A 25593-nucleotide genomic window follows, 5' to 3' on the forward strand; every position below is an offset into this window, starting at 1 on the left:
GGTGGCGTGTCCGAGCGGCCTAAGGAGCACGCCTCGAAAGCGTGTGTGGGGGTAACTCCACCGTGGGTTCAAATCCCACCGCCACCGCCAAATATGAGAAGGACCGCCCCACGAAGCGCAAGCGGAGTGGGGCGGTCCTTCTTATATCCGGCGGTTGATGATGCGCGGGATTTGGGAGGAGTCCACGAGACGCCGAGGAACGAGGCGCCTCGTGGACGACGGCGTCCCACCGCCACGTCCCACCGCCACGCGCCACCGCCACGGGCCACCGCCACGGGCCACCGCCACGCGCCACCGCCACGCTCCACCGCTACCGACGCACTCTGCTGCGCGGATGGCCCGATTTCTCAGCGTGGCCTCAGCACGGGTCGGACAACCTCTGGTCGGAAAAGTCCGACACCACCGCAGAGGGATGCCACATGACTGACACCGTCAGCGCCGTTCTCGACCGGCGCAGTCGACCGACGCCGAGCTCGTCGTTGCTCAACAAGGTCCCGGCCATCACGGCCACGTTCTGGTTGATCAAGATCCTGTCCACGACGATCGGGGAGACCTTCGCCGACTACCTGGCGGTGCAGGTCGGACTCGGGACCGCCGTCACGGACGGGGCCATGATGACGCTTCTCGCGGTCGCGCTCGTCGCCCAGCTGCGGGCCCGGCGTCTCATCCCGTGGCTCTACTGGCTCACGGTCGTGCTCGTGAGCATCGTGGGCACCCAGATCACCGACTTCTTCACCGACACCCTCGGGGTGAGCCTGTACCTCAGCACCGCGGTGTTCACCGTCATCCTCGCCGTGGTCTTCACGGTGTGGTGGCGCCAGGAGCGCACCCTCGCGATCACGGCGATCGACACCCCGCGGCGCGAGCGTTACTACTGGGGCGCGATCCTCACGACGTTCGCCCTCGGCACGGCCGGCGGCGACCTCGCCACCGAGGCCCTCTCGCTCGGGTTCCGCAACGGAGCCCTCATCTTCGGCGGCCTCATCCTCGCCGTCTGGTTGGGCCGACGCCTCGGCCTCGGCGCCGTGTTCGCCTTCTGGGTCGCGTACGTGCTGACGCGGCCGCTCGGTGCCTCGCTGGGCGACCTGCTGACCCAGAGCCGCGACTTCGGTGGCCTGGGCCTCGGCGCGAGCCTGACGAGCCTCGTCTTCCTCGCCGTCATCGTCGCCCTCGTGGCCCGTGAGCAGGTCAACGCGACCCGGCACGGCATCCGGGCCAAGGGCGAGGCACCCGCAGTCAGCCCGCACCGCGACCTCGCCTGGGCCGCCGCGGGGGCCGTCGCGGTCGTGGCCGCGGCCGTCGTGCTCGCGCCGGCACCGACGCCCGCCGTGGCCGCCCCGGCCGCGGCCGGAACCGGGGCCGGGACCGCGGGGAAGCACGCGCACGTCAACCCGCTCGAGGCCGACCCGACCTCGCCGATCGGTGACCTGCGCCCGTTCGCCGTCATCGTCGATGACGTGGCGGCCAAGACGAAGAAGGGCGACCTGTCGGCGGCGACGGCCCGGATCAAGGACCTCGAGGTCGCGTGGGACGACGGTGAGGCGGCCATGAAGCCCGCCTCGCCGGACGACTGGCACACCATGGACTCGGCGATCGACGACGCCCTGACCGCTCTGCGGGCCACGCCGCCCACGAAGGCGGCGAGCCTGTCCGCGCTGACGTCCCTGCAGTCCACCATCGGCATGCTGGAGAAGAAGCAGTAGCACCCGTTCGGGCACAATCGAGTCCGCGGCGCGCACGCGCCGCAGAGGACCCGGGGCGCGCGCTCCGGGCGGGACCGGAAGGAGTCGATCCGTTGGCTCGTCTCCGGTCCCGTCCGGGAGTGCGCCGCCAGGCCACGGTCGCCGCCGCGGTGGTGGTGGCCGTCGCCCTCCTGGTGGGCGGCTCCCTCCTCGTGCTGGTGCTGCAGCGTGCCCTGACCCAGACGCTGCAGGACAGCATCACGGGAATCGTCAACGAGGACGCCAGCGTGCTCGCCGCCAAGGGCACGGCGGGGCTCGAGCGCAGCGAGCGCGACGAGGGGCCGGACAACGTTCTCGTGCAAGTGATCTCACGGCAGGGTGGCTCCGACACCGTCGTCTACACCTCGAGGCCGACCCGCACCACTCCGGTCACGGACCTGGCGCCGCAGGACGGGCAGACGCTGGTCAGCGGCCGCTCCCTGCTGCCGCCGCCGCCGTCCCTGCAGGCCCCCCTCGTGGTGGCGCGCGGCGTCGACCACGGGGACGCGCCGTACGTGCTCGTGGCGTCCGCCTCGCAGAGCACCCGCAAGCAGGCCGTGCTCACCACCGCGACGCTGCTGTCGGCCGCCGTGCCGTTGCTCGTCGTTCTCACGGCGCTGGTCACGTGGTGGCGGGTCGGCCGGGCACTCGACTCCGTCGAGGCGATCCGGGCCCAGGTCGAGCGCACGGGCGCCTCGCACCTTCACGACCGCGTACCGGTCCCACCGACCGACGACGAGGTCGCGCACCTCGCCGAGACGATGAACTCCATGCTCGGGCGCCTCGAGTCCGCCCAGCGGGCGCAGCGGCGGTTCGTCGCCGATGCGAGCCACGAGCTGCGCTCGCCGATCGCGACGATCCGGACGTCGCTGGAGGTGGTCGGTCCTGCGGGCGCGGAGACGTCGTGGGAGCAGATGGAGCCCATCGTGCGGGGCGAGGCGGAGCGGATGGGCCGACTCGTCGACAACCTGCTGCTCCTGTCGCGCGCCGACGACGCGTCGTTGGCCGAGGTCCGGCGCGAGGTCGACCTCGACGACCTCCTCGACGCCGAGGCCCGACGACTGCGCGGCCTCGGCGGGGTCACCGTCCGGCTCGACAACGCCCCGGTACGCGTCCTCGGCGATGAGCACCAGCTCCAGCAGGTGCTGCGGAACCTGCTCGACAACGCCGCCAGGCACGCCCGTTCGACCGTGGAGGTCACCGTCGAGGCCGACGGTCGGCGTGCGCTCGTGTGCGTCGACGACGACGGGCCCGGGATCCCGGTCGAGGACCGGGACCGCGTCTTCGAGCGCTTCGTGCGCCTCGACGCGAGCCGGTCCCGCAGCTCAGGTGGCGCGGGCCTCGGCCTCGCCATCGCGAGGGAGCTCGCGCTCGCGCACGGCGGGACGCTGGTCGTGACCGACTCGCCGCTCGGTGGAGCCCGGTTCGAGCTCATGGTGCCGCTCGGCGCGGCCGACGTGCCCGCCATGCCCCCGCGCTGACCCGGAGGTGCCGCTCAACCGGCGTCGGTCTCGAGGAGCCGGTAGCCCGCGCCCCGGACCGTCTCGATGCTCGTCAGGGAGAACGGCGCGTCGATCTTCCGGCGCAGGTACCCGACGTAGACCTCGACGATGTTGACGTCGCCGTCGTAGGCCGGGTCCCACACGGCGTCGAGGATCGCGGCCTTCGTGACGACCTCTCCGACGTGCATCATGAAGAAGGTCAGCAGTGCGAACTCCTTGGTGGTCAAAGGGATCTCGGTGTCGCCACGGCGCACGCGACGGCGTGCGGGATCGAGTGAGAGCGAACCCGCCGTCAGCACGACCGGCCGCTCCGGGGCGCCCCGGCGGATCAGGGCGCGCAGCCGGGCGACGAGCACGACGAAGCTGAACGGCTTGGTCAGGTAGTCGTCGGCCCCGAGGTTGAACGCCTCGGCCTGGTCGTGCTCGCCGTCGACGGCCGTCAGCATGAGCGTGGGGGTCCACACACCGGCGTCGCGGAGGCGCTCGATGACCTCGTACCCGTTGAGCTCGGGCAGCATGATGTCGAGCACGATCGCGTCGTACGCCGACTCGGTCGCGGCCCACAGGCCGTCCTGGCCGTCGTGGTGGACGTCGACGACGAAGCCCTCGCGTGACAGGCCGCGGCGGATCACTTCGGCGAGGGGTCGCTCGTCCTCGACCAGCAGGATGCGCACCGGTCAGGCCCTCCGGCGCCGCGCTCGAGTGGGGTCGTGGTTCATGCCTGCGACCCTACGGGCCGGACCCTGAGTCCCTGCTGAGCGAGCGCCCGGGCGCGGGGCCCTGCAACACGTCGCGGAGCGGCCGTCCCGGGACTGCCACCGCACCCGGGCCCGGTTGTGGCGTTTCCCCGTGCCCGAGGGGAAGTGGGGAGATGCTGGAGGGTGACGCGACGCACGACCGCCGCGCACGGTCCCCGGCTTGATCCGAGCAGTCGCCACGGGGAAGGAGCACATCATGACCATGTCGTCAGAGCCGACACCATCGGGCGCTCCCGAGCTGGAGAACGCGTCGGTCGACGCGTCGCTGTCCCAGCTGCGGCATCGCACGCCCGAGGTCGGGCCACCGCCGGAGGACTACGTCGAGAACGACGACGTGTTCGACCCGCTGCCGACGCCCGAGGACGGTGATGTCGAGGACCACGTGTGGGTCGAGGAGTTCGGTGAGTCCTTCGCCATCGAGGTGGGGCGGGCTCCGTCGCAGGCGCGCGTGCCGAACGAAGAGATGGAGGGCTGAGCGATGGTGCGGCCGCTCAAGACGTTCACGCTCGGATTCGGGTTCGGTGCGCGCGGCACCTTGTGGTCCTGCGACAAGAACGCCGCGGGGAAGGGGATTCACACCGGCGTCGACCTGCTCACCGACATCGGCGTCGCCGTCTTCGCCGCGCGACCCGGTGTCGCCCGGCACGTCGACTTCGGCAACGCCCTCGGCGAGCACCAGGTGGCGGTCGAGGTCGCCGGCGGGACCGTGGACTTCTACGCCCACATGCGGACGCGCATCGCCGACGGCGTCCAGGTGAAGGCGGGGGACAAGATCGGCGAGGTCGGGCTGGAGGGCAACACCAACACCCCGCACCTGCACCTCGAGCGCCACAAGGACACCAGTGGCTGGCACTGCGGCGTCCACGTCAACCCGCAGCCGAGCATCGACTTCCAGGTCGCACCCGTGCTCGCCGCCTCGCATCCCGCGCAGGCGCCACGCGTCGACTACTCGCTGCCCATGCAGTGGATCCCGGACTGGTGGCCCGAGCCGGGGCAGGCGGGCAGCTACTACGGGCCGAGCACCCCGGGCAAGGCGTTCTACTCGGGCCGCAAGGCCGCGGGCACGGGCCGGGGCTGGAAGGCGTCGGGCTTCCTGGACCAGCAGAGCATCCAGACGCACATCCGCCAGATCCAGAAGGCCGCCGGGGCCAGCATCACGGGCCTCTACGACCTCGCGACCCGGGACAAGGTCAAGCGGTGGCAGGAGGACCACGACGTCTCTCCTGCGAAGGGTCTCGTGGGACAGATGACCTGGGTGGCGATGGCGCGAGCGCACCACCAGTAGCACCACGCTTCCTCTCGCGCAGGAGCCCGAACCGCTAGAGCCACCGACGCACCCGGGCACGGTAGGCGTCGTAGTCCGCGCCGAACTTGTCCGACAGGTACCGCTCCTCCGGCCGGATCGCGCCCCAGAACAGCACGGCGACGCCGACGGGTACGAGCACCAACGCCCAGGCCGAGGGCGCCAGCAGCGAGAGCGCGACGTCCAGCGCGATCAGGCCCAGGTAGAGGGGGTTCCGGCTGACGCGGAAGGGGCCCGACCGGAGCAGCTGCGTCGTGGCGCCTCCCGGCAGGACGGAGGTGCCCCGCGCGGCCATGACCCACAGCGTCCACCCGTTCCAGAGGACGAACGCCCCGGCCAGCAGCCAGCCGAGGCGGCGCGCCGGGTCGGCGGGGATCGTGAACGGGTCGCCGATCGTGTTCGTGAGGGCGACGCCGAGCAGCAGCGGCACGCCCAAGGCCACGGGCGGCCACACCCGGAACGACGGGGCATCCACGCAGCGATCGTCCCACTCGCGACCCGCGTCGAGCGCCGGGCAGCGCGGCGGGGGTCTGCTCGCGCCCGGCGTCAGGCGGCGGGCAGCCGGACCGTGACGCGGAGACCGCCGCCACGGCGCGGCTCGAGCGTGAGGGTGCCGTCGTGCGCCTGGACGATGCGGTCGACGATGGCCAGGCCCAGCCCGACCCGCGAGTGGTCCGGGTGGTCGGAGTGGTCGGAGGGGTCGGAGTGATCGGCGCGGAGGCGGTCGGCACCCCGCCTGAACGGCTCGACGAGCGTCGACACCAGCTGCGGGCTGAGCTCCTCGCCGGTGTTCTCCACGGCGAGCACCGCGGCCCCGGGCTCGGCCCTCGTGCTGACCCACACCGTGCCGTGGTCGGGAAGGTTGTGGACGATCGCGTTGTGCACGAGGTTCGTCGCCATCTGCAGCAGGAGCGTCGGGGAACCGGCGGTGGCGGCCGGGTCGCCGGAGGGCTCGAGCGTGACGCCGTACCGCACCGCCAGGGGGAGCAGCGTCTCGGTGGCGTCCTCGGCGAGGAGGGACAGGTCGACGGGTTCGGGGCTGAAGGACCGCTGGTCGGCGCGGCTGAGCAGGAGCAGGGCCTCGGTGAGGTCGATGGCCCTGGTGTTGACGACCTGCAGGCGGTCGAGGAGCTCGCCGACGTCGCGGTCCGGGTCCCGGCGGGCGACGTCGAGGAGTGTCTGGGTGATCGCCAGGGGTGTGCGCAGCTCGTGGGAGGCGTTGGCGGCGAAGCGCTGCTGCTCGGCGACGTGCGCCTCGAGGCGGGCCAGCATGGCGTCGAAGCTGTCGGCGAGCTCACGGAACTCGTCCCGGCGGCCCTCCAGCTCGATGCGGTGGGACAGCGACCCCGTCGCGGCCCGACGTGTGGCGCGCGTGATGCGCGTCAGGGGAGCGAGCATCCGGCCGGAGAGGAACCATCCACCGACGAGACCCAGGACCAGCAGGAACGCGAGGGCCTGGACCGCCCGGGGCGTGAACGCGTCCGCGAGGTCCGAACGCGTCGGGTTGAACGGCCCGGGGCCGAAGCTCGACCGGTCGGGCACGTACCGCAGGAGGAAGACCCACACCGTGGCGAGCAGCAGGCCGCCGGCGACCATGAGGAACCCGGCGTAGCTGAGGGTGAGCTTGAGACGGACGCTCATCCCCGGGGTCCGGTCCACGTCCCTATCCACGGGTCGCTCCCCGGCCTGTCGCACCCGACGCGCCCGGCTCGCCATCGATCCGATAGCCGACGCCCGGCACGGTGGCGATCACCCACGGTTCGCCGAGCCGTTTGCGCAGGGCCGAGACGGTGATGCGCACCGCGTTGGTGAACGGGTCGGCGTTCTCGTCCCAGGCCCGCTCGAGCAGCTGCTCGGCGCTGACGACCCCTCCCTCGGCCGCGACGAGCACCTCGAGCACGGCGAACTGCTTGCGGGTCAGCGCGACGTAGCGGCCGTCGCGGTAGACCTCCCGGCGGAACGGGTCGAGCCGAAGGCCGGCGATCTCGCGGACGGGAGGCCGATGGTGGGCCCGCCTGCGGTCCAACGCCCTGGGCCGCAGCACGAGCTCCTGGAACTCGAAGGGCTTGGTGAGGTAGTCGTCCGCGCCGAGCTCGAACCCGGAGGCCTTGTCGTCGAGCCGGTCGGCGGCGGTGAGCATGAGGATGGGCATCCCGGAGCCGGAGGCGACGATGCGCCTGGCGATCTCGTCGCCCGAGGGGCCGGGGACGTCGCGGTCGAGGACGGCGATGTCGTAGGTGTTGGTGCTGAGGAGCTCGAGCGCGGTCTTCCCGTCGCCGGCGACGTCGGCCGCGATCGCCTCCAGTCGCAGCCCGGTGCGGACGGCGTCCGCCAGGTACGGCTCGTCCTCCACCACCAGCACGCGCATGACCCGATGCTAGAGAGCCGCACCTGTCGTGGGCGTATCGAAAACCGCGTACGGCCCGGCAACACGCCGCTGCCTTGACTGGTCGCATGCCCCATGAACAGCACCCCGTCCCGACTCGCCGACGCGCCCGATCGGCCCTTCTCGCAGTCCTCCTCATAACCCTGGCGCTGCCCGGCGTCGCCGGCTGCGGCGCTGGTGACGACCCGGCCGGCCCGCAGACGTCGGGGGCGCTCGCAGGCCCGGCCGACGCGTCGCCGGTCGACGCGTCGCCGCACCGCGCGTCGCAGGTGGCCCGCCGAACTGCCCAACCACCAGACGTGCCCCCCGGCCGACTCGGTGGTGAGGGACACGGCGACGTCGGCGCGGAGGACGGGGAGCTGCCGGGTGGCGTGACGGCCTTCGACGACCACCCCGGCGTCGCCAACCTCGACCCGGAGCTGCTCCGCGCGCTCCGGGACGCGTCGACGGACGCCGACGCCGACCGGGTCGAGATCTACGTCTCCAGCGGCTGGCGGTCCGGGGCGTACCAGGAGAAGCTGCTCGACGACGCCGTCGCACAGTACGGCTCGCGGGCGGAGGCAGCCCGATGGGTCTCCACTCCCGCGACGTCGGCCCACGTGTCCGGCCACGCCGTCGACGTGGGGAAGGCGGACGCCGCGACATGGCTGGCCTCGCACGGCGCCCGGTTCGGTCTGTGCCAGGTCTACGACAACGAGCCGTGGCACTACGAGCTTCGGCCCGACGCGGTGCACGACGGCTGTCCCTCCCGGTACGCCGACCCCACCCAGGACCCGAGGACGCAGCGGTGACCGACCGTGTCCCTGCCGCCGGGCCCGGCCCCGTCACAAACCCGCCCCGGGCGTTGCTGCCGAACGACGCGTGGCACGGGTGGTTCGGCATGTACGACCACCTGGCCGCGGTCACCATCGCCGTACTGCCGGTGGTCGCACTGGCGGTCTGGGTGCTGGCACGGAGGCGGAGGAGCGCCGGCGTCGCACCCGCGTGGGCGACGCGTACCGCAGCGACCGAGGTCGGCCTGGTCTACGCGATGCTGCCGGCGCTGTGGCTGACCATGGATCCCGGCGCCCGCGCGGGCTCCGTCAGCGGCGCCGTGAGCCTCGTGCCGCTGCAGGACCTGCCCCACATGGGGACCTTCCAGGCCGTCGGCAACCTCCTCCTCCTGGCAGTGCCGGGGTTGCTGGCGCCCCTGCGGTTCGCGGCCGTGGCGTCCTTGCCGCGGATACTCGTGGCCGCGGCGGTCGTGTCGGCGTCGATCGAGACCGCCCAGTACGTCCTGATGCTCGACCGGGTGTCGTCGATCGACGACGTGCTGCTCAACACCATCGGCGCCGGGCTGGCGGCCCTCGCCTCGCGACGCTGGTGGCGCGACGCGCGCGTCCGTGGTGTCGCGAGGTCAGGGCGCTCCACGGGCCACGGCGGGCCTCAGGGTTCCACGCAGAACTCGTTCCCCTCGGGGTCGGCCATGACGACCAGCTCGCCGTCGGCACGGATGACGCGACCGCCGAGCGCGACGAGCCTCTCGACTTCGGCGTCGACCGGTCCCATGGCCCGGAGGTCGAAGTGCTGGCGGTTCTTGGCGGTCTTCGGCTCCGGGACGCGTCGGAACCACAGGTTGGGGCCACCCCAGCCGGCGGGCTCGACCCAGGCGCGGTCGGCGGTGCTGTCCTCGTCGACGTTCGAGCCGAGGGCGGCGGCCCAGAACGCAGCGAGCGCCAGGGCGTCGGTGCAGTCGAACGTCACTGACTTCACGTGAGACACCATGCTCAGGAACCTAGGCGGTCCGACGGTGCGGGTGCTCGACGGCGGAGCATTACGGGGCCAGATGGGCCAGGGTGCAGTCGTCGAGCCAGCGGCCGTCCCTGCCGAGGACGGCGAGGCGCTCGGTGGCCTCGAGCGCGAACCCGTTCTTCACGAGGACGCGGATGGATGCGGCGTTCTCCGCGAACGTCTTCGCGACGATCCGGCGGATCCCGGCTCGGTGCAGGGCGATGACGACGAGACCGGTCGCTGCGCTGGCGACGCCGCGGTTCCAGTGGTCGGGGTTGATCGAGTAGCCGAGGTAGAAGTCGCTGACGTCCGGCTGGGGTCCCAGTGTCTCGGGCAGGTACCGACGCCCGCCGATGTCGCCGACGACCTGACCGTCGAGCAGGACGGCGCACAGGAGTGCGTCGGGGTCGGCGCGCCGCTCGGCGATCAGGGACTTCGACTGCTCGAGGGTGTCGACGGTGCGAGTGACGTAGGCCTGGCACTCCGCCCGACGCTTGTAGTCGAGAAAGGCCTCCGCATCGGCGTCTTCGGCTGGTCGCACCGTGATCCGGTCGTGGGCCAAGGGCCAGGACAGCTCCATGTCGACCGGACAGTAGCCCATCCGCTGCGCTCCGATGCCCGTCTCGGTGAGGCACGATCGACGCATGGTCGACGACGCTTTCAGCCTGGCTCGCTTCGTGACGGCGCAGGACGCCGGTGGGACCTACGAGCGGGCGCTCGCCGAGCTGCGCGCCGGGCGCAAGCAGTCGCACTGGATGTGGTTCGTCTTCCCGCAGGTGGCCGGACTGGGCCAGAGCCCGACGGCCCGCACCTACGCGGTCAGTGGCCTCGACGAGGGCCGCGCCTACCTGGCCCACCCGGTGCTCGGGGCCCGGCTCCGCGAGGCGGCGCTCGCCGTGGCCGACGCCGGCTCGCGCGACCCGGTCGACGTGATGGGCTCGAGCATCGACGCGATGAAGCTGCGCTCCTCCATGACCCTCTTCGTCGCCGCGGCGCAGGACGAGGACGACGAGCGGCTCTTCCAGCGAGTGCTCGACCGGTACTTCGCCGGTGAGCATGACCCGAGGACCACGGCCCTCCTTGCCTGAGCCGGGTGCTCGGCCGGCGGCCGGCCGATCGCACGGCGTTCACGGACTGTTCGGCGAACCGTCCATCGGGGCGGCGCTGTTCGGGGCTGTCGACGGATAGCGTCCTGGGTGCAGGCAGCCGCGACCGCCAGTGCGGTCGCGCCGGACGCCGTGACGACCGAGTTGGTGCTCATGACGTCCAGTCCTCGATGCCGAGGACGACCTGCGACTCATCGTCATCGCACGACGCGGACGGCTCGGACGGGACTCGACAGCGACCGCCCGCCGGGCGGCGTCGGGGAGGCGCCCTGCCCTCAGCGCACCCAGCGGCGGACCTGCTTGCGACAGAACGTCGCCCAGACTTCCTCGAACTCCGCCTCGGCCCGCTCGGCGCGCGCCTGCTCGAGGGCGTGCAGCCGGCCGTAGGTGAAGCTGTTCTCGCCGGCGAGGTGCGCCTGGACGCCGAGCTCGCGCAGCCGAACGCGCGCGGTCACCGCGTCCTGATGGGTGCCGAGGATCTTCTGCACCCGCTTGGCGTCCTTGCCGAGCGCGCGGGCCCGCTTGCCCAGCGTCGGGCCTGCGGCCTCGGCCGCATAGCGGAGGCGCTTCGCCTTCTTGCGGGCCTCGTGATGGGCCGCGTCGCGCTCGGCTTGGCCGGAGGCGTCCGCGATGTCACCCACCGCCTGTCGGAGCCGCTGGAGGTCCCGGGTCAGCAGTCGACGCGCCACCGTGCGTGCCGGCGTCGCGGCGCCCGGCCGCAGCGGCGGATCGGCCAGGAGGTCGTCGAGAGCGTCGAGCAGGCGCAGGTAGCGCTCGCCGTTGATCGCTTCGGCGGCCTTCGCGAGCCCGGACTCGTGGTCCGCGCCCAACTCGTCGTCGATGCGGGTCGCGACGGGCCCCATGACCAGCTCGGGGGGCTCGGCGTCGATGAGCTCGATGAGGTGCTCGCGCAGCACCTGGGCATCGCGCGCGGGGGCGAGCTCCTGACCGAGCCACCGCAGCTCCTCGCGCACGGGATCCGTGACGCGTCGGTCGAGGACGGGGCGGAAGGTCGTGAGTGCGGAGCGCATCGTCCGGGCGGCGATGCGCAGGCGGTGGACCGACTCGGGCAGCTCTGCTCGGAGGCGGGCGTCCTGCTCGTGCAGCCGGTCGACCTGCTCTGCCAGGTGCGTCGCCCACAGCGCGCCGGCGGTCCCGTCCGGAAGCGTCCCGCGGGTCGCTCGGTCCGCCTCGGCGGCGAGGGTGTCACCCAGCGCGCGAGCCAGCTTCGACGCGACGGCCGCGGGGGTCGCGCCCGCCTCGAGCAGGACGTCGGCGAGGGCATCGAGCACCGGTGCCGGCCCCTGGTCGAGCTCGACCTCCCACTCGCGCCACGTCTGCTCGGGACCCTCGGTCGCGAGGAGTCGCGCACGCACCGAGTCGTCGGTGACCCGGGCGAGGACGCCGCCGTCGGCGTCGCAGACGGCGTACTCCCGCCGGGACGTGCTCAGCGCGACGACGGGGGAGAGGGGCCGGTTCCGGGTGACACCACGGGCGCGGGCGCGCAGCTCCTCGGGCAGCCCGTCGTCGTCGGCGGTCCCGAGCGGCACGCGCACCTCGGTCCGGGTGTCCGGCCCGGCGGGCAGCTTGAGGGTCCACCCGTCATCGGTGCCACCGGAGCGCCGGCGCAGCGTCATCCCGTGGCGTGCGAGGTCGTGGTGCGGCGTGTCGTAGTACACGGCCTCGAGACGGAGGTCTTCGGGCTGCTCGACCGAGACCACGCCCTCGGCCGCGGTGAGGTTCGGGAAGACGGTCTCCGTCCCCACGTCGAACTTGAGCTCGGTCTCGTCCACCTGCGAAGCGCCCATGCTCTGATCTTGGTCCGCCGGAGCCTTCCGGCACAGGCCAATGGCCCCCTTCCGTTCGCCAGGAGGAGCCCTTCTGCGTGGCTATCGTGGTCCGCATGGCGACCTTCCGTACCGTGCTCGAGGCGACCGGCGGCAACAACGTCGGCATCGTCGTGCCCGAGGCGACGGTGCTCGCCTTCGACCGCGGCAAGCGGGTGCCCGTCATCGTCACGATCGACGGCGGCTACACGTACAGGACCACGATCGGCGTCATGGGCGGTCGCTACCTCGTCTCGTTCAACGCGGAGACCCGCAAGCAGACGGGCCGCGGCGCGGGTGACGAGGTCGAGGTCGAGCTCGTGGCCGATCCCGAGCGCTGACGGCCGGTCACGCCTAACGCGTCGCCTCTCACGTCGGCTCGTGGTCGACGGGCGCGTCGAGCGGGCGTCCGACCGGCGTCGTGGCCCAGCTGGCGAGCAGTGCGAGTGCGTCGGCGGCCGGACTGTCGGGGGCGGCCGTGTAGACGTTGAGCCGCTGCCCCTCGTCGCCCGGCAGGGTGAACGCCTCGAAGTCGAGGGTGAGCTCGCCCACCAGCGGGTGGTGGAAGCTCTTGGTGCCGGAGCGGTGGTAGCGGACGTCGTGGGCGGCCCACAGCTGCCGGAATCGCTCACTGCGCGTGGACAGCTCGCCGATGAGGTCCTGCAGCTCCTTGTCGTACGGGTCGCGGCCGGCCTCGGCCCGCAGGTAGGCGACGGCGTCGGTCTGGATCCGGTCGAAGTGGGTGAAGAACTCGGGCGCGTCGGGGCTGAGGAACACGAAGCGCGCGGTGTTGGGGTGGTCCGACTCCTCGAAGATCGGGCTGTAGAGAGCGCGTCCGAGGTCGTTGGTCGCGAGGATGTCGAAGCGCCCGTTGCGCAGGTAGGCCGGCGTCGGCATGAGGTCGAGCATCCGTTGGATCGTGGGCCGGACGCGGCGTCGGGACGGGGCCCGGCGCGCGGGCTTGCGGGTGGAGACGGCGCGCACGAGCCGGTAGAGGTGGTCACGCTCGGCGTCGTCGAGCTGGAGGGCGTGCGCGACGCCGTCGAGGACACCCTCGGACACCGAGCCGACGTTGCCGCGCTCGAGCTTGGTGAAGTACTCGACGCTGATCCCGGCGAGCAGCGCCGCCTCCTCGCGGCGCAGGCCGGCGACGCGGCGGTTGGACCCGTAGACGGGCAGGCCGGCCTGCTCCGGTGTCAGTCGCGCGCGGCGGGTCACCAGGAAGTCGCGCAGCTCGTCCTTGGCGTTCACGGTCTCCACGGTAGGTACCCGACGGGTGGCGTGGCAGTCCCTGCCGGTACCTCTCTCGACAGGGGCTCCCTTGCGCGTCCTCGACGCGGTTCTCTGGAACACGTGACCACACAGACCACCCTTGCCGACTCGCCGCCGGCGGCACCGGCAGCCCCGACGCGTCGCCCGGTGCGCACCCGCGGGATCCTCGCGATCATCCTCGTCAGCTACTTCCTCATCCTGCTCGACAACTCCGTCGTGTTCACCGGCGTGCCCTCGATCCGCGCCGACCTGCACCTGCCGCAGACGCAGCTGTCGTGGGTGCAGGACGCGTACACCCTCGTCTTCGGCGGCCTGCTGCTGCTCGGCGCACGGCTCGGCGACCTGCTCGGCCGACGCCGCGTGTTCGTCGCGGGCCTGCTCGTCTTCGTCATCGCCTCAGCCCTCGTCGGGTCGGCCCCCAACGGCACGTGGCTCGTGGTGGCCCGGGCCGTCCAGGGCATCGGGGCCGCGATCGTCGCCCCCTCTTCGCTGTCCCTGCTGACCGCGAGCTTCCCTGAAGGACAGAGCCGCTCGCGCGCCGTCGCGCTGTACGGCGCGACGGCCGGCATCGGGGCGAGCCTCGGCCTCGTCGTCGGTGGAGCGGCCGCCGACTGGATCTCCTGGCGCGCCGGCTTCTTCGTCAACCTGCCCATCGGGATCGCCATGGTGCTGCTCGCGCCGAAGTACCTGCCCGAGACCGAGACGCGCAGCGGCGCCTTCGACCTGCCGGGTGCGGTCCTCGCGACGCTGGGGACCGGCGCGCTCGCGTTCTCGGTCATCGACTCCGCCGACCACGGCTGGACCAGCTCCACGGTGCTGGTCGCGCTCGTCAGCGGCGTGACGCTGCTCGTCCTCCTCGTGGCGCGAGAGCGCCGGGCGTCCCAGCCGATCATGCCGCTGCGCCTCTTCGCCGACCGCCGCCGCGTCGCGGCCTACCTGACCCGTGCGGCCTACCTCGGCGCCATGATCGGGTTCTTCTTCTTCACCAGCCAGCTGATGCAGGACACGCTCGGCTTCACGGCGCTGCAGGCCGGCCTCGGGTTCCTGCCCATGACGGTCGTCAACTTCGCCGTCGCCTCGGCCGTGCCACGCCTGGCCCGGCGCTGGGACGCCGCCTCGATGCTCGCCACCGGCGTCGGGCTGACGCTGGCCGGCATGGCGTGGCTCAGCCTCGCCGGCCCGGACCACGGCTACCTCGCCGCGATCGCCGCCCCGATGCTCCTCGTCGGCGCCGGCCAGGGCCTGGCCTTCGCGCCGCTCACCTCGTTCGGCATCGTCGACGCGCCGATGGAGGACGCAGGTGCCGCGTCGGGCCTCGTCAACACCTTCCACCAGTTCGGCACGACGATGGGCCTCGCCGTCCTCGTGGCCGTCTCGGCCGGCGCGCCCGACGCCGGTGCCCGCTTCACCGTGGCCCTGCGGGGTAGCAGCATCCTGCTCGCCCTGGGCCTGCTCGTCGTCCTCGCCCTGCTCGTGCCCGCCCACCGCCGCAGCCGTACCGCGACCCGACGCGCGGGGTGCGTCGCCGGCCCCCACCACCCACCCGTCACCACCTGAAGACAGGAAGCCCCACCATGACCCCCACCCCCGAGAACACGCTGACGCTGAACAACGACGTCGAGATGCCCGCCATCGGGCTCGGCGTCTTCCAGACCCCGCCCGAGGAGACCCGCGCGGCCGTCGAGGCCGCGCTCGCCTCCGGTTACCGCCACATCGACACCGCCGCTGCCTACGGCAACGAGCGTGAGGTCGGCGACGCCGTCCGCTCGTCCGGCATCGACCGCGACGACATCTTCCTCGAGACGAAGATCTGGATCAGTGACTACGGCTACGACCAGACCCTGCACGGCTTCGACAAGAGTGCGGCCAAGCTCGGCGTCGAGCAGATCGACCTGCTCATCCTGCACCAGGCCCTCCCGTCCGCCTTCGACAGGACACTTGAGGCCTACCGGGCGCTCGAGACGCTGCTCGCGGACGGCAGGGTCCGCGCCATCGGCGTCAGCAACTTCATGGTCGAGCACCTCACCGCCCTGCTGGACCGGGCGAAGGTCGTGCCTGCGGTCAACCAGATCGAGGTCCACCCCTACTTCCAGCAGCGTGAGGTGCAGCAGCTCGGCGCCCGGCACGGGATCCTCACCCAGGCCTGGTCACCCATCGGCGGCATCACGTTCTACCGCGACGGCAGCCACGGCAGCACCCTGCAGGACCCCGTCATCGGCGGCATCGCCACCGCCCACGGCAAGACCCCCGCGCAGGTGATGCTGCGCTGGCACCTGCAGCAGGGCCGCTCCGCCATCCCCAAGTCCACCAAGGCACACCGCATCGCCGAGAACGTCGACGTCTTCGACTTCGCCCTCACCGATGCCGAGCTCGCCGCGATCGACGCCCTGGACACCGACCAGCGGGGAGGCCCGGAGCCGGCCGACATCACCCTCGAGGCCTTCGGCCGCCCCATCCCCGAAGCCTGACCTGCACGCCGGGTCCCCGGCCTCCTGAACGAGAGGACACCACCCATGACCACCACCACTGGAACCAGCAGGCCGAACCGGGTCGCCGTCGTCACCGGCGCCTCTTCGGGGATCGGCGCCGCCACCGCGCGCGCCCTTGCCGCAGCCGGCCATCGCGTCGCGCTGCTGGCCCGACGCGCCGACCGGATCGCCGCCCTCGCAGAGGAGCTCGGCAACGGAGCCCTCGCCCTCGAAGCCGACGTCACCGACCGGGCGAGCCTGGTGGCGGCGGCCGAGCGGGTGCAGTCCGAGCTCGGCCCGGCGTCGGTGCTCGTCAACAACGCCGGCGTCATGCTGCTCGGCCCCTTCGGCGCCGACCGGCGTGACGACTACCGACACATGGTGGAGGTGAACCTGCTCGGCGCGATCACCGTCACGGAGGTCTTCCTCGACCAGCTGAAGGCCGCCGCCCCCGACGGAGGCAGCGACATCATCAACATCTCCTCCGTCGCCGGCCGCACCGCCCGCGCCGGCAACGGTGTCTACGCGGCCACCAAGTGGGGCATGAACGGATGGTCCGAGTCGCTCCGCCAGGAGCTGCTGCCCGACGTGCGTGTCACGCTCATCGAGCCCGGCGTCGTCGCCACCGAGCTGCCCACGCACATCACGCACGCCGAGACCCGCGAGGGCGTCGGCCGGCTCTACGACCAGGCCCAGGTCACGGCGGAGGACGTCGCCGAGGTCATCGCCTTCACCCTCAGCCGGCCACGCCGCCTGGCCATCAACGAGATCCTGCTACGCCCCGCCGGGCAGCTGTGACCGCTCCCACCACGAAGGAGAACCGCACATGAAGACACGCACCCTCGGCACCCCCGGCACGTCAGCCCTGGAGGTCTCCGCCCTCGGCCTCGGCTGCATGGGCATGAGCCAGTCGTTCGGTCCGCGGCCCCCGCGCGAGGAGATGATCACCTTCCTGCGCGCCGCGGTCGAGCGAGGGGTGACCTTCTTCGACACCGCGGAGGTCTACGGCCCCTTCCACAACGAGGACCTCGTCGGCGAGGCGCTGCAGCCGGTCCGCGAGAACGTCGTCATCGCAACGAAGTTCGGCTTCGCCTTTGACGAGAACGGCACGCAGACCGGCGTCACCAGCCGACCCGAGAACATCCGCACCGCTGTCGAGGGCTCGCTGCGCCGGCTGCGCACCGACGCCATCGACCTGCTCTACCAGCACCGCGTCGATCCCGACGTCCCCATCGAGGAGGTCGCCGGCGCCGTCAAGGAGCTCATCGACGCCGGAAAGGTGCGCCACTTCGGCCTGTCGGAGGCCGGTGTCGCCACGATCCGCCGCGCCCACGCGGTACAGCCCGTGACGGCGCTGCAGAGCGAGTACTCGCTGTTCTGGCGCGAGCCGGAGGAAGCGATCCTGCCCGCGCTCGAGGAGCTCGGCATCGGGTTCGTGCCGTTCAGCCCGCTCGGGCGCGGGTTCCTGACCGGGCAGGTCACCGCCGACTCGCGCTTCGGGGAGGGCGACATCCGGGCCACGCTGCCGCGCTTCGAGCAGGAGGCCCTGCAGGCCAACCTGGCACTCGTCGACCAGGTCAAGAGCGTCGCCCGTCGCAAGGGCGCGACGGTCGGGCAGGTCGCGCTCGCATGGCTGCTGGCGCAGAAGCCCTGGATCGCCCCGATCCCCGGGACCCGGCGTCCGGCACGTCTGGAGGAGAACCTCGGCGCCGTGGACCTCCAGCTCACGGCCGAGGACCTGGACGAGCTGGACCGGGCGTCGGCCGGCATCGAGGTCCAGGGCGCCCGGTACCCGGAGGCCATGCAGCGCATGATCGACCGCTGACGCGGGCGGCCGCGACGGCCGCGGATGGCCCCGGCGAGGCGGTGAGGGCGGTCGTGGGTGCGGTGGTCTACGTTCGGGCGCGTGCTGCCAGCCTCCGTGGACGTCCGACCGGACGAGAGGCTGCCACCGGACTTCCATCGGCTCTGGGCCGCCTACTCGGCGAGCGAGCTGGGCAGCGCCATCGGGGCCGGGGCCCTGCCGTTCGTCGCGCTCGTGGTGCTCGACGCGGGGGCGGCGCAGGTCAGCCTCCTGGCCGCGCTGTCTGCCGTCTCCAGCGCGGTCATCGCGCTGCCGATCGGGTCCGTCGTCGAGTTCCGTCGCAAGCGGCCGATCATGGTCGCCGCCGACCTCGTGCGCTTCGGTGCGCTGGGCAGCGTCCCGCTGGCGGTCGCCTTCGACGCGCTGACCTACCTGCAGCTGTGCCTCGTCGGCGTCGTCTGCACGTCCGGGAGCATCGTCTTCGGGGCGGCGAGCGGGGCGCACCTGAAGGGGCTGGTGCCACCCGCGCTGCGCCTCGAGGCCAACAGCCGCTTCGAGAGCACGTTCTGGACCGCGACCAGTGCCGGCCCGCCACTGGGCGGTCTGCTCATCACGTGGCTCGGCGCCACGACCACCCTGGTCATCGACTCCGTCAGCTTCCTTCTCTCCGCGATCGGGATCCGCTCACTGCGGTCGAGCGAACCTGCACCTCCCGAACGCCCTGCGGGCCAACGGCACTGGCGAGAGGACGTCACTGCGGGCTGGCGTCACATCTTCGGCCACCCGGGTCTTCGAGCGCTCTTCTGGAACGCCATGGTCTTCGGCGGCTGCATCATGATGGCGTCCCCGCTCCTCGCCGTCCTGATGCTTCGCGACCTCGCCTTCACCCCGTGGCAGTACGGGCTCGCACTGGGCGTTCCCGGTCTCGGCGGCGTTGTCGGGTCGCTGTGCACGAAGCGGCTCACGGCCCGTTTCGGCGCGCGACGGATCCTTTTGACGTTCGGGGTGGGCCGGACCCTGTGGCTCGGCCTGGTGCCCTGGGCGCCTTCCGGCGCAGGGGGACTGGCCCTGATCGTCGCCTCGGAGTTCCTGCTGCTGTTCTGCGCCGGGGTGTTCAACCCGACGTTCGTCACCTACCGGATGGAAGCGACTGCCGACTCGCACCTGTCCCGGGTCGCCACTGCGTGGTCGGTCAGCTCCAGGACCGCCCAGCCGGTCTTCATCCTGGCCGGTGGCCTGCTCGCTGCCGTGACCAGCACGCGCACCAGCCTCGTCGTCGGGTCCGTCGTCCTGCTCACGAGCGCGGCTCTGCTGCCGTGGCGCACCGTGGCGCACCAGGGCGCTCAGGACCGGCAGTCGACCGCGACCACCTGAGGTCCGGAGCCGAACTGCCCCTCGTCGACCGGCACGGTGGCGAACCTGATCGGCACGTCCTGAGGGCGGTTCGGGTGCTGTTCGGTGGGAGGCAGCAGGCACTCGGGCCACCCGCCGTGGTGGCTCTCGCCGCGGGCGTCGACCCACCGAGACACCGAACCGCTGGCGCCGTAGGTCCAGTCGTCGCCCGTGCCCGACCTGGCCGAGAACTGTGGCGACCACTCGTCGCCCCCGAGCGTCGCCGTGCCCGTGAGCCAGGTGACGTCGTCGCCCGTGGCGCGCCCGAGCGCGAAGGAGCCGGCGGCCAAGAAGGCTGCGGCTGCTACGGCCACAGCGGCTACGCGTGTATTCATGGGTCCCCCTGGGCTGCTGCGTCAGCACGTCCTACCGTGCCGTGACCGTCGACGCCTGCTCAGGGGAGCATGGCACGGCAGCGGTCGCTCCGACCCGCATCGGAGGGAAACGAGGCGGAGCAGCCGTATCCGACGACGTCACTCCGGGAGGGTGACGCGCCGGGGTGGTCGTCTGACGGCACAATCGCTCATGGGAGGACACGTCCGCAGGTTGAGCGCCGTGGCCGCGCTCGTCGTCGTCGCGACCGCCGGATGCACCGGCGGCGGTTCGGTCACACTGCCGACGGCGGTGTCGCGGACCAGCCCGACGAGCGCCGCAGCGCCCAGCCTGACGCTGCCCACCCTCACGCGCTCCAGCGAGAGCCCGAGCCAGACCCCGGCCGAGACACCGGCGGCCTCTCCGAGCCCGACGAGCAGCGAGGCGTCCGAGAGGCCCACGGCCACACGGCCGGGTGTCACGCAGACGGCGACCGTGACCCAGACCAACACCGCCACGGTGACCCAGACGAACACGGCGACGGTGACCCAGACGAACACAGCGACCGTGACCCAGACGAACACGGCGACCGTGACCGCGACGCCCACGACCGCGACGCCCACCCCGTCCGAGAGCACGACACCGCCTTCTGGAGAGGTGGCCGCGACGCCGATCTCCGACGAGGGGACGGTCTGGTGGCCGTGGCTGCTCCTCGCCCTGGTCGTGCTCGGCCTCCTCGCGTGGCTGCTCCTGGCTCGCCGCCGCGCCAACCAGGTGCTCGCGGCGTGGGACGCCCGGCTCGACGCCGCGAGGGCCGAGGCCTCGTGGGTCGAGGACGCGCTGACCGCCCAGGTGCTCTCGACGCCGACGACCGGAGAGGCACAGGCGATCTGGAGCGCGGCGCAACCGCGGCTCCTCGCGATCGACGAGAGCCTGCACGCGCTCGTGGCCGACGCCCCGGACGAGCAGCGTGCCGCGGCTGCGACGAACCTTCGCGACCAGCTGGCCCGCCTCGTCGAGGCCGTCGGCACCGACGTCGCCGGCGGGTCGGGAGGCAGCGCCGACGACTTCCGGACGCGTCGGGCTGCGATCGACGCCGCTCGCCACGAGCTGCGTCAGACCCTCGGCCCGGTGGGGCCGCCACCGCCGGCCCCGGGGGCCGAGCTCCCCTGAGCCGGGTGCGTGCAGGGGGCCGGGTGGATGTCGATGACGCGGCGGTCCAACCGCCAGCGAGGCGGGGACTGCGCTACGACGCGTCGGCGGGGACGAGGTAGCCTCCGGCGTCGACCGTCACGGGCATCGGGTCGCCGATCCACAGGGAGCCGTCCTCGCCGTCGTGGTGGAAGCCGAAGATCACCGTGCTGCCATCGGCGCGCGTCACGACCGGGGCCGCGAAGAGCGTCGGGTCGGCCCGGAACGGCCGGGCGCGCGTCAGGTCCCAGGGCCCGAGCAGCCCGGGGGAGGGCACCGACCACGTGCAGCACCCGTCGGCGTCGCGCCGGCGTTCGGGCGTCATCTCGTCGGGGTGGCAGGTGAAGACGAGAATCGGCACGCCGTCGACGACCTGGCTGCGCAGCACCTCGAGCTGGCCGAACCCCGCGCCGGGGGCGCTGAGCGGCGGGCGCACCTCCCACGCATCGAGGTCCGCACTCCACGCGTGGGCGATGACGCCGTCGTCGTGCGAGGCCGCGTCGCGGGCGCGGGCGGTCACCAGCAGGTGCCAGCCGTCTCCGTCGGGGTCCGGCAGCACGAGGGGGTCGCGCCACGTCTCGCTGCTGCCCTCGAGGTCGGGGCCCTCGGTGAGGCCGGGATGCGACGAGAGCGTCTTGTAGTGGTGGGGGTCGACGCGCAGGGCCGGCTCGGCGGACACGCGCGTCCAGTGGTGCAGGTCCTCGGACACGGCCGAGCCGATGCGCTGGTCGTAGATGTGGTGCCCCGCCGTGGAGATGGCGGTGTAGAACATCCGCCAGCGGTCACCCTCCCGGATGGTCGAGCCCGTCCAGATCGCAAGGTCGTCGAAGCCCTCCTCGGAGGGCGCGAAGGTCTCGCCGAGCACCTCCCAGTCGACGCAGTCCGTCGACACGGCGTGCCCGACGCTCGCGTTGACGTGGCGCAGGCCCGGGTCGCCGAGCGACCTCGGGGCGTGCAGGTAGAACAGGTGGACCCGGTCGCCGTCGGTGACGGTCCAGGCGTCCCAGACCCAGTGGTCCTCGAGGCGCAGCATGGGCCGAGTCTGGCACCGGGCGCCTCCCGAGAGGGAGTGGCGGATCAGTCCTGCCGTCCCGCCAGTGCCTCGAAGTTCTCGTACAGCTCGGGCACGCCGAGCTTGTCGCGCAGCTTCGTCGCCGCCGGCCCGACGCGTCCCCAGAGCCCTGACACCCAGAGCCAGTCCAGCACGAGATCGGTGTCGAGCAGCCCGTTCTTCGTGAGCGTCCCGATCGTCTCGCCCCAGGTCAGGATCCGCGACACGAGAAGGTCGTCGACCGACGCCGTCTCGGGGTCGAACGTGTCGGCCCACACCGCGTGCTGTGCTTCCTCGATGCCCATCGCCGAGCCCCACTGCGCGAGCTGCACGAGCAGGGCTGCGTCCTCACGGTTGGCCACGTGACCTTCTCCTGTCCGGCCTCGGTCCCCGCCCCTCGGTCCTCGATGCTGACGCCATCGACGCTACTCGCGGACCCGCGTCCTGGAGGCTGTTTGCGCCACGGGTCAGCCCTGTGAACGCCGAGCCGCGGGCAGCCGCGCGGGCTAGCGTGGACACGGAGTCTCCGTGTGTGGAGGTCCCGTCGAGTCGTCGCTCGACGCAGCGTGAAGGCGAACCCGTGTGACGACGCGTCGGATGTCCCGGACCCTCCCGGCAACCGCGGCCCTGCTGGCGGCGACTGCCGTGTGGGGCTCCACGTTCATCATCACCAAGGACTCCCTCGACGAGCTGGACCCCGCCTCGTTCCTGACCTGGCGCTTCGGCATCGGCGCTGCCGCGCTCCTGCTCGTCCGTGGGGCCACGGTGGCACGGCTGACCCGGTCCGAGCTGCGGCGCTCCGGCTTGTTGGGGGTGGCACTGGCCGGCGGCTTCCTCCTCCAGACCAGCGGCCTGCAGCACACCCTCGCAGGGGTGTCGGGCTTCCTCACCGGTGCCGCCGTCATCCTGACGCCCGTCGTCGCGGCACTCGTCTTCACGGAGCAGGTCGGTCGTGCCGGATGGGTCGCCGTGGCGCTCTCCACCGTCGGCATCGCGGCCCTCGCCGGAGGCGTCGGCACGCCCTCGGTCCTGGGCGCCGCGCTCACCCTGGGCGGCGCCGCGTGCTTCGCCGTGCACATCACCGGCCTGAGCCAGTGGGCCACCCGGGAGAACGCGTACGGCATGACCGCCGTCAGCGTGACCGTCGCAGCGGTGCTCTGCGCTGCCTGCGCCATGGCGACCGAACGGGGGATCACGGTCCCGGCCACCCCCGACGCGTGGGAGGCGGTCCTCTACCTGGGCATCGTCGCCACCTGCATCGGCTTCGTCGTGCAGGCCTGGGCGCAGTCCGCCCTCACGGCCACCGCCGCGGCGGTCGTCATGACCATGGAACCCGTGTTCGCAGCCGTCCTCGCTGCCGCCGTGGGTGAGGCCGGCCTCGGCTGGGCCGGCTGGGCCGGGGGGCTGCTGGTCATCGCGGGCATGACCCTTGCCGAGCTCGGGCCGCGCGACTGCTGCGACGCCATGGCACCACGCGTCGAGTGCTGCTGAGCTCGCTGGTCCCTCCCGCACCGCCGTGGGCCGGGGGGGCGGGCACGGNCGAGTGCTGCTGAGCTCGCTGGTCCCTCCCGCACCGCCGTCGACCTGGCTTCCTGCCAGGTCGACGGCGCCGTGGCGTCGGGTCGGGCTACTGCGCCGACTCGCTGGGCCAGGACTCGAGGTGCAGCGCCTCGTGCCCGTCGCGCAGCGCGGTGAGGGTCTCGTCGGCCAGTGGTACGTCGGTGTCGGTGACGACGTAGCCGAGCTGGCCGCGGGTCGCGAGCGACTGGCCGACGACGTTGACCCCGGCCGCGGCCAGCGTGTTGTTGATCGAGGCGAGGACGCCGGGGATGTTGTGGTGCAGCAGCGCCATCCGGAAGGAGCCGTCGCGCGGCGTGGGGAGGACCTCGGGCAGGTTGACCGACAGGGACGTCGCGCCCTCGGCGATGTAGCCGCCGAGCTTGCCCGCAACGAACGAGCCGATCTCCTCCTGCGCCTCGGCGGTGGACCCGCCGACGTGAGGGGTGAGGATGACGTTCTCGAGGCCGCGCAGTGGCGACTCGAACGGGTCGCCCTGGGCCTTCGGCTCGGTGGGGAAGACGTCGATCGCCGCACCGGAGAGGTGGCCGGACAGGATGTGGTCGCGCAGGGCCTCGTCGTCGACGACCATGCCGCGCGAGGCGTTGATGAACACCGAGCCGGGCTTCATCATGGCGAACTGCTCGGCGCCGAAGAGGCCCGCGTTGCCCGGACGACCGTCGACGTGGAGGCTGACGACGTCCGACTGCTCGAGCAGCTCGTCGAGCGAGCCCATGCGGCGGGCGTTGCCGTGCGCCGGCCGGTCGGCCGTGTCGAAGAAGACGACGCGCAGGCCGATCGCCTCGGCCACGTTCGACAGCTGCGTGCCGATGTTGCCGTAGCCGACGATGCCGAGCGTGCGGCCGCGGGTCTCGTAGGCGCCCTTGGCCGACTTGTCCCAGATGCCGTCGTGCATCTTCTGGGTCTTCTCCGGCAGGCGGCGAGCGAGGGCGATGACCTCGCCGAGGACGAGCTCGACGACGCTGCGGGTGTTCGAGAACGGGGCGTTGAAGACGCCGACGCCGAGCTCGGTGGCGCGGCCGAGGTCGACCTGGTTGGTGCCGATGCAGAAGCAGCCGACCGCGCGCAGGTCGGGGGCGGCGTCGAGGACGGCCGCGGTGACCTTCGTGTTGGAGCGGATGCCGAGCACCGTGACGCCCTCGAGGGCCTCGATGAGCTCGTGCTCGCTCAGCGATCCGGAGCGGGTCTCGACCTCGAAGCCGTTGCGACGGAACGCCTCGGGTGCGACGGGGTGGACGTTCTCCAGCAGCAGTACCTTCACGCGTGTCTCCCTCGGGGTGTCCCGCTCGGTGCGGGACGCCCGAAATCTTGGTGGGTCTCGGTATCAGGGTGCCCCAGCCGGCGGCCGGGGCGCGATCTCGTGCGCGGGCTGAGACGCGCGGGTCGGGGTCGTCAGGGCTCCGCGGCCACGGCCGTCCCCTCGAGCGAGCGGCCGAGCGTGCGGTCGAGCGTGCGGTCCAGCGTGCGGTCGAGGGTCCCGGCGAGCGTCCTGGCGAGCAGCTCACCGGTGTGCTCGAGGTGGTGGCGCATCGCCCGCTCGGCATCGGCGCCGCGGCGCTGCAGCACAGCCGTGACGATCGGCTCGTGCTCGTCGCGGATCTCGGCGAGGGTCCGCCCGGCGGTCGTCGTCGGTGGCCCGAGCAGCGCGGTCGTCGCACGCAGCCGGTCGATGATGGCGGCGGCGCGCTGGTTGCCGCCGGCGCGCATCAGGGTGTCGTGCACGGCGTGGTCGGCGACCCAGAACCGCTGCTCGTCGGCGGGGGCGGTGCTGCCCTCGCCCAGGGCGGTGCCCATGGCCTCGAAGGCCTCGCGGATCTCGGCGTGCTGGGCGTCGGTGGCCTGCTCGGCGGCGCGGCGGGCGGCGGCCGGCTCGAGGGCGAGGCGGATGTCGATGATCTCCTCGATGTCGCGCGCCTGCGGCGTCAGGACGCGGAAGCCGCGGTTGCGGTCGATCCGCACGAGGCCCGCCTCGGCGAGGCGTAGCAGCCCCTCGCGCACGGGGCTGCGCGAGACGCCGAGCAGGTCGGCGAGCTGGTAGACGGAGTAGGTGGCGTCCGGGACGAGCTCGCCGGCCGTGATGCCCGTGCGCACGGCGTCGACGACCGCATCTGCGAGGGACGGGGCATCGTGGGGGAGGGCGAGCCGGACCATGC

The 25593-nt window shown here is 72.4% G+C and carries 27 protein-coding genes, 1 tRNA gene and 1 pseudogene; 16 read left to right on the forward strand and 13 right to left on the reverse strand.

Features of this window, described 5'->3' with window-relative positions:
• From RY076_RS09430 to RY076_RS23645, 3 genes are all read left to right on the forward strand, one after another.
• Positions 1 to 90: transfer RNA gene (locus tag RY076_RS09430), tRNA-Ser, on the forward strand.
• A gap of 329 nt (positions 91 to 419) precedes the next feature.
• Positions 420 to 1703 carry a COG4705 family protein gene (locus RY076_RS09435; protein ID WP_323097402.1) on the forward strand — a complete coding sequence of 428 codons (1284 nt, stop codon included), beginning with the start codon at positions 420 to 422 and terminating at the stop codon, positions 1701 to 1703.
• A 608-nt stretch (positions 1704 to 2311) separates the two neighbouring features.
• A complete protein-coding gene (locus RY076_RS23645) occupies positions 2312 to 3202 on the forward strand; it encodes a sensor histidine kinase (RefSeq protein WP_413785766.1) in 891 nt (296 codons plus the stop codon).
• Positions 3203 to 3216: 14 nt separating this feature from the next.
• On the opposite strand, the gene RY076_RS09445 is transcribed toward RY076_RS23645, so the two are convergent.
• On the reverse strand, positions 3217 to 3897 hold the full coding sequence (locus RY076_RS09445) for a response regulator transcription factor (protein WP_323097404.1): 681 nt from the start codon (positions 3895 to 3897) through the stop codon (positions 3217 to 3219).
• A 280-nt stretch (positions 3898 to 4177) separates the two neighbouring features.
• Between RY076_RS09445 and RY076_RS09450 the strand changes: the two genes are divergently transcribed.
• A complete protein-coding gene (locus RY076_RS09450) occupies positions 4178 to 4456 on the forward strand; it encodes a hypothetical protein (protein WP_323097405.1) in 279 nt (92 codons plus the stop codon).
• A gap of 3 nt (positions 4457 to 4459) precedes the next feature.
• The gene (locus RY076_RS09455) at positions 4460 to 5266 is read left to right on the forward strand and encodes a peptidoglycan DD-metalloendopeptidase family protein (RefSeq protein WP_323097406.1); all 807 of its coding nucleotides are present in this window, start codon (positions 4460 to 4462) and stop codon (positions 5264 to 5266) included.
• A 34-nt stretch (positions 5267 to 5300) separates the two neighbouring features.
• Here RY076_RS09455 and RY076_RS09460 read toward each other — a convergent pair whose 3' ends face one another.
• From RY076_RS09460 to RY076_RS09470, 3 genes are all read right to left on the reverse strand, one after another.
• Positions 5301 to 5759: a methyltransferase family protein gene (locus RY076_RS09460; protein ID WP_323097407.1), complete on the reverse strand. Its 459-nt coding sequence runs from the start codon at positions 5757 to 5759 to the stop codon at positions 5301 to 5303.
• Between the two features lie 71 nt (positions 5760 to 5830).
• Positions 5831 to 6925 (reverse strand): sensor histidine kinase, encoded by a 1095-nt coding sequence (locus RY076_RS09465; RefSeq protein ID WP_323098252.1) that lies wholly within the window; start codon positions 6923 to 6925, stop codon positions 5831 to 5833.
• Positions 6926 to 6947: 22 nt separating this feature from the next.
• Positions 6948 to 7652 (reverse strand): response regulator transcription factor, encoded by a 705-nt coding sequence (locus RY076_RS09470; protein WP_323097408.1) that lies wholly within the window; start codon positions 7650 to 7652, stop codon positions 6948 to 6950.
• A gap of 86 nt (positions 7653 to 7738) precedes the next feature.
• Between RY076_RS09470 and RY076_RS09475 the strand changes: the two genes are divergently transcribed.
• The gene (locus tag RY076_RS09475) at positions 7739 to 8461 is read left to right on the forward strand and encodes a M15 family metallopeptidase (protein WP_323097409.1); all 723 of its coding nucleotides are present in this window, start codon (positions 7739 to 7741) and stop codon (positions 8459 to 8461) included.
• Between the two features lie 263 nt (positions 8462 to 8724).
• Positions 8725 to 9009 (forward strand): annotated as a pseudogene (locus RY076_RS23650) (VanZ family protein); the annotation flags it as partial.
• A gap of 86 nt (positions 9010 to 9095) precedes the next feature.
• Here the strand turns inward: RY076_RS23650 and RY076_RS09480 are convergent.
• Both RY076_RS09480 and RY076_RS09485 read right to left on the reverse strand, forming a co-directional pair.
• Complete coding sequence (locus RY076_RS09480; protein WP_323097410.1) at positions 9096 to 9422, reverse strand: VOC family protein; 327 nt, start codon at positions 9420 to 9422, stop codon at positions 9096 to 9098.
• A 61-nt stretch (positions 9423 to 9483) separates the two neighbouring features.
• Positions 9484 to 10086: a GNAT family N-acetyltransferase gene (locus RY076_RS09485; RefSeq protein ID WP_323097411.1), complete on the reverse strand. Its 603-nt coding sequence runs from the start codon at positions 10084 to 10086 to the stop codon at positions 9484 to 9486.
• On the opposite strand from RY076_RS09485, the gene RY076_RS09490 reads away from it, so the two are divergent.
• The gene (locus RY076_RS09490) at positions 10085 to 10528 is read left to right on the forward strand and encodes a DUF1810 domain-containing protein (RefSeq protein WP_323097412.1); all 444 of its coding nucleotides are present in this window, start codon (positions 10085 to 10087) and stop codon (positions 10526 to 10528) included. The two genes, RY076_RS09485 and RY076_RS09490, sit on opposite strands and share 2 nt — an antisense overlap.
• A gap of 293 nt (positions 10529 to 10821) precedes the next feature.
• On the opposite strand, the gene RY076_RS09495 is transcribed toward RY076_RS09490, so the two are convergent.
• Entirely contained in the window at positions 10822 to 12354 is a 1533-nt protein-coding gene (locus RY076_RS09495) for a CYTH and CHAD domain-containing protein (RefSeq protein ID WP_323097413.1), read from the reverse strand.
• A gap of 95 nt (positions 12355 to 12449) precedes the next feature.
• On the opposite strand from RY076_RS09495, the gene RY076_RS09500 reads away from it, so the two are divergent.
• The gene (locus RY076_RS09500; protein ID WP_323097414.1) at positions 12450 to 12713 is read left to right on the forward strand and encodes a DUF1905 domain-containing protein; all 264 of its coding nucleotides are present in this window, start codon (positions 12450 to 12452) and stop codon (positions 12711 to 12713) included.
• 28 nt (positions 12714 to 12741) lie between these two features.
• On the opposite strand, the gene RY076_RS09505 is transcribed toward RY076_RS09500, so the two are convergent.
• Positions 12742 to 13623, reverse strand: coding sequence for a helix-turn-helix transcriptional regulator (locus RY076_RS09505; RefSeq protein WP_323097415.1), 882 nt, complete (start codon positions 13621 to 13623; stop codon positions 12742 to 12744).
• 102 nt (positions 13624 to 13725) lie between these two features.
• On the opposite strand from RY076_RS09505, the gene RY076_RS09510 reads away from it, so the two are divergent.
• The 5 genes from RY076_RS09510 to RY076_RS09530 all read left to right on the forward strand — a co-directional run bounded on the left by RY076_RS09510 (position 13726) and on the right by RY076_RS09530 (position 19290).
• Positions 13726 to 15201, forward strand: coding sequence for an MFS transporter (locus tag RY076_RS09510; RefSeq protein WP_323097416.1), 1476 nt, complete (start codon positions 13726 to 13728; stop codon positions 15199 to 15201).
• 17 nt (positions 15202 to 15218) lie between these two features.
• Positions 15219 to 16112: an aldo/keto reductase gene (locus RY076_RS09515; protein WP_323097417.1), complete on the forward strand. Its 894-nt coding sequence runs from the start codon at positions 15219 to 15221 to the stop codon at positions 16110 to 16112.
• A 45-nt stretch (positions 16113 to 16157) separates the two neighbouring features.
• Entirely contained in the window at positions 16158 to 16910 is a 753-nt protein-coding gene (locus RY076_RS09520; RefSeq protein ID WP_323097418.1) for an SDR family oxidoreductase, read from the forward strand.
• 28 nt (positions 16911 to 16938) lie between these two features.
• Positions 16939 to 17937: an aldo/keto reductase gene (locus RY076_RS09525; protein ID WP_323097419.1), complete on the forward strand. Its 999-nt coding sequence runs from the start codon at positions 16939 to 16941 to the stop codon at positions 17935 to 17937.
• Between the two features lie 81 nt (positions 17938 to 18018).
• On the forward strand, positions 18019 to 19290 hold the full coding sequence (locus RY076_RS09530; protein ID WP_323097420.1) for an MFS transporter: 1272 nt from the start codon (positions 18019 to 18021) through the stop codon (positions 19288 to 19290).
• On the opposite strand, the gene RY076_RS09535 is transcribed toward RY076_RS09530, so the two are convergent.
• Positions 19260 to 19643 (reverse strand): hypothetical protein, encoded by a 384-nt coding sequence (locus RY076_RS09535; protein ID WP_323097421.1) that lies wholly within the window; start codon positions 19641 to 19643, stop codon positions 19260 to 19262. The genes RY076_RS09530 and RY076_RS09535 overlap by 31 nt on opposite strands.
• Before the next feature lie 190 nt (positions 19644 to 19833).
• Between RY076_RS09535 and RY076_RS09540 the strand changes: the two genes are divergently transcribed.
• Entirely contained in the window at positions 19834 to 20793 is a 960-nt protein-coding gene (locus RY076_RS09540) for a hypothetical protein (protein ID WP_323097422.1), read from the forward strand.
• A gap of 73 nt (positions 20794 to 20866) precedes the next feature.
• Here RY076_RS09540 and RY076_RS09545 read toward each other — a convergent pair whose 3' ends face one another.
• Both RY076_RS09545 and RY076_RS09550 read right to left on the reverse strand, forming a co-directional pair.
• Positions 20867 to 21844 carry a glycoside hydrolase family protein gene (locus RY076_RS09545; RefSeq protein WP_323097423.1) on the reverse strand — a complete coding sequence of 326 codons (978 nt, stop codon included), beginning with the start codon at positions 21842 to 21844 and terminating at the stop codon, positions 20867 to 20869.
• Between the two features lie 44 nt (positions 21845 to 21888).
• Positions 21889 to 22224 carry a DUF4760 domain-containing protein gene (locus RY076_RS09550; RefSeq protein ID WP_323097424.1) on the reverse strand — a complete coding sequence of 112 codons (336 nt, stop codon included), beginning with the start codon at positions 22222 to 22224 and terminating at the stop codon, positions 21889 to 21891.
• 235 nt (positions 22225 to 22459) lie between these two features.
• Here RY076_RS09550 and RY076_RS09555 point away from each other — a divergent pair, with 235 nt between their 5' ends.
• Positions 22460 to 23353, forward strand: coding sequence for a DMT family transporter (locus RY076_RS09555; RefSeq protein ID WP_323097425.1), 894 nt, complete (start codon positions 22460 to 22462; stop codon positions 23351 to 23353).
• A 136-nt stretch (positions 23354 to 23489) separates the two neighbouring features.
• On the opposite strand, the gene serA is transcribed toward RY076_RS09555, so the two are convergent.
• Together serA and RY076_RS09565 are read right to left on the reverse strand one after the other, a co-directional pair.
• A complete protein-coding gene (gene serA, locus RY076_RS09560; protein WP_323097426.1) occupies positions 23490 to 24701 on the reverse strand; it encodes a phosphoglycerate dehydrogenase in 1212 nt (403 codons plus the stop codon).
• Between the two features lie 131 nt (positions 24702 to 24832).
• On the reverse strand, positions 24833 to 25591 hold the full coding sequence (locus RY076_RS09565) for a GntR family transcriptional regulator (protein ID WP_323097427.1): 759 nt from the start codon (positions 25589 to 25591) through the stop codon (positions 24833 to 24835).
• Positions 25592 to 25593: the final 2 nt, after the last annotated feature.

This window comes from Intrasporangium zincisolvens, from assembly GCF_034724055.1.
Classification (GTDB): Bacteria; Actinomycetota; Actinomycetes; order Actinomycetales; family Dermatophilaceae; genus Monashia; species Monashia zincisolvens.

Bases quoted from the DNA above. Each gene is read 5' to 3' on its own strand.
- RY076_RS09465 (WP_323098252.1), bottom strand. From the start codon at position 6,925: ATGAGCGTCCGTCTCAAGCTCACCCTCAGCTACGCCGGGTTCCTCATG.
- RY076_RS09475 (WP_323097409.1), top strand. From the start codon at position 7,739: ATGCCCCATGAACAGCACCCCGTCCCGACTCGCCGACGCGCCCGATCG.
- RY076_RS09495 (WP_323097413.1), bottom strand. From the start codon at position 12,354: ATGGGCGCTTCGCAGGTGGACGAGACCGAGCTCAAGTTCGACGTGGGG.
- RY076_RS09555 (WP_323097425.1), top strand. From the start codon at position 22,460: ATGTCCCGGACCCTCCCGGCAACCGCGGCCCTGCTGGCGGCGACTGCC.
- RY076_RS09485 (WP_323097411.1), bottom strand. From the start codon at position 10,086: ATGCGTCGATCGTGCCTCACCGAGACGGGCATCGGAGCGCAGCGGATG.
- RY076_RS09450 (WP_323097405.1), top strand. From the start codon at position 4,178: ATGACCATGTCGTCAGAGCCGACACCATCGGGCGCTCCCGAGCTGGAG.
- RY076_RS09545 (WP_323097423.1), bottom strand. From the start codon at position 21,844: ATGCTGCGCCTCGAGGACCACTGGGTCTGGGACGCCTGGACCGTCACC.
- RY076_RS09455 (WP_323097406.1), top strand. From the start codon at position 4,460: ATGGTGCGGCCGCTCAAGACGTTCACGCTCGGATTCGGGTTCGGTGCG.
- RY076_RS09520 (WP_323097418.1), top strand. From the start codon at position 16,158: ATGACCACCACCACTGGAACCAGCAGGCCGAACCGGGTCGCCGTCGTC.
- RY076_RS09535 (WP_323097421.1), bottom strand. From the start codon at position 19,643: ATGAATACACGCGTAGCCGCTGTGGCCGTAGCAGCCGCAGCCTTCTTG.
- RY076_RS09515 (WP_323097417.1), top strand. From the start codon at position 15,219: ATGACCCCCACCCCCGAGAACACGCTGACGCTGAACAACGACGTCGAG.
- RY076_RS09435 (WP_323097402.1), top strand. From the start codon at position 420: ATGACTGACACCGTCAGCGCCGTTCTCGACCGGCGCAGTCGACCGACG.
- RY076_RS09565 (WP_323097427.1), bottom strand. From the start codon at position 25,591: ATGGTCCGGCTCGCCCTCCCCCACGATGCCCCGTCCCTCGCAGATGCG.
- RY076_RS09490 (WP_323097412.1), top strand. From the start codon at position 10,085: ATGGTCGACGACGCTTTCAGCCTGGCTCGCTTCGTGACGGCGCAGGAC.
- RY076_RS09525 (WP_323097419.1), top strand. From the start codon at position 16,939: ATGAAGACACGCACCCTCGGCACCCCCGGCACGTCAGCCCTGGAGGTC.
- RY076_RS09500 (WP_323097414.1), top strand. From the start codon at position 12,450: ATGGCGACCTTCCGTACCGTGCTCGAGGCGACCGGCGGCAACAACGTC.
- RY076_RS09470 (WP_323097408.1), bottom strand. From the start codon at position 7,652: ATGCGCGTGCTGGTGGTGGAGGACGAGCCGTACCTGGCGGACGCCGTC.
- RY076_RS09540 (WP_323097422.1), top strand. From the start codon at position 19,834: ATGGGAGGACACGTCCGCAGGTTGAGCGCCGTGGCCGCGCTCGTCGTC.